Raw genomic sequence first — 1,372 nt, 5'->3', positions numbered from 1 at the left:
CCGGCCTGGCTGGCGGTCTGCCATGCGGCCGGGATCGATCCTGGCCGGTTCCGGGTTTGGATCCACGAAGGCCCCGAGACGACCGCACCGGCCACGGTCGGCCGAACGGTCGCGGTGACCAACTGGAGCCTCTACACGCTGCCTCAGCGCAACCTGGAGGCGGTTCTCGCGCACGAGCTGGCGCACCACCTGGCGCTGCCCCCGAAGGTGTCGCTGTTCCTGTACTGGCTGTCTCTGCCCGCCCGGATGACCGGCGTAGTACTGCGGGCCGGCCTTCGGCATGACTTCTGGAAAAAGGTTGTCTGGGCGGTGATTGCGATCCTGTCGTTCGGGGTGTTCGTGCTGTGGTTCGTGACCGAATTCGACTACCACACGGTGCTCTTGCTGTCGGCCTGGTCCGCGCCGTTGCTGGTGCCGTGGCTGTCGCGCCACGGCGAGCAGGCAGCGGACCGGACAGCCGCGGATCTCGGCTACGGCACACCGCTGGTCGAGGTGTTCGCCGGGCGCGAGTTCCACCGGGCACAGTCGGCTCCGGGATGGCGTCCGGAGCGCTTCGGCGTGGGTGACACTCAGCCGATCGAGACGCGCCGCCAGCGGGCGCTGGAGAAGCACCTCAAGAAGCTTGCCGAGAGCACCCACCAGCCCTACCGGATCGACTCCGCGTAGGTGGCCCGCCTGGTCGAGCTGGACCTGTGGATAACTTCGGCCGGCCTTTCGTCGATTCGGTCATCCTGAGACAGGTCTCCGGGGTGAGGCCACCGCCTACCGGGCCCGTCATGTGCCGTTGCTCACCGGTCCGGGGCAACGGGGGCGGAAGGCCACCCGGAGACCGCAAAAAGGCCGGCCCCCGTTTCTTCGACGAACGGGGGCCGGCCCTTTTGGGTTTTGCTGACTAGCGGGTCTCTTCGATGATCCAGTCGAGGTACGCCTGTGAGCCACCGGTGATCGGTAGAAAGATCAGCTCAGGAACTTCGCCGCTGTGGTGCTCCTCGAGGTATTTGGCAATGTGGTCGCGCTTGTCCGTTGCCGTCTTGATCCACAGTTGCCACTCGGGTTCGTGCCAGACCTTCCCCTTCCATCGGTACACGGCGGTGATTGGGGATGTGATCTGGACACAGGCGGCTAGTCGGGCCTCAACCAACCCGTCAGCAAGGGTCTTCGCCTCGTCTTCGGTCGGGGTGGTGGTGAGGGCCACAACGTGCTCAAGCGCTGTCATCAGTTGATCCTTCGAGTTGGGGAGCTGTCCGTAGTGCGGTGGCTCCGAGCGTCCTCTTGAGTTCGGCGATCTGTTGGCGGACCTCATCTTCGCTACGTCCTAGTGCGCCCCAGCCCGACAGGATCATGCCGTCATGACTGAGGCCCGTCCAGATTC

The 1,372-nt window shown here is 65.3% G+C and carries 2 protein-coding genes; one reads left to right on the top strand and one right to left on the bottom strand.

Translation table 11 applies throughout. The annotated features are described in order from the left end of the window. On the top strand, nucleotides 1-666 hold a 666-nt coding region (locus ABD768_RS42915), incomplete at its 5' end, for a M48 family metalloprotease (protein ID WP_344850742.1). A gap of 226 nt (nucleotides 667-892) precedes the next feature. Here ABD768_RS42915 and cutA read toward each other — a convergent pair. Further along, nucleotides 893-1,216 carry a divalent-cation tolerance protein CutA gene (gene cutA / locus ABD768_RS42910; RefSeq protein ID WP_344850739.1) on the bottom strand — a complete coding sequence of 108 codons (324 nt, stop codon included), beginning with the start codon at nucleotides 1,214-1,216 and terminating at the stop codon, nucleotides 893-895. Between the last annotated feature and the right edge of the window lie 156 nt (nucleotides 1,217-1,372).

Source organism: Kribbella ginsengisoli, from assembly GCF_039537185.1.
GTDB lineage: Bacteria > Actinomycetota > Actinomycetes > Propionibacteriales > Kribbellaceae > Kribbella > Kribbella koreensis.
Note: the sequence above shows the minus strand (reverse complement) of the source record. Positions and strands in the feature narration are given on the sequence as shown.

Bases quoted from the DNA above. Each gene is read 5' to 3' on its own strand.
- cutA (WP_344850739.1), bottom strand. From the start codon at position 1,216: ATGACAGCGCTTGAGCACGTTGTGGCCCTCACCACCACCCCGACCGAA.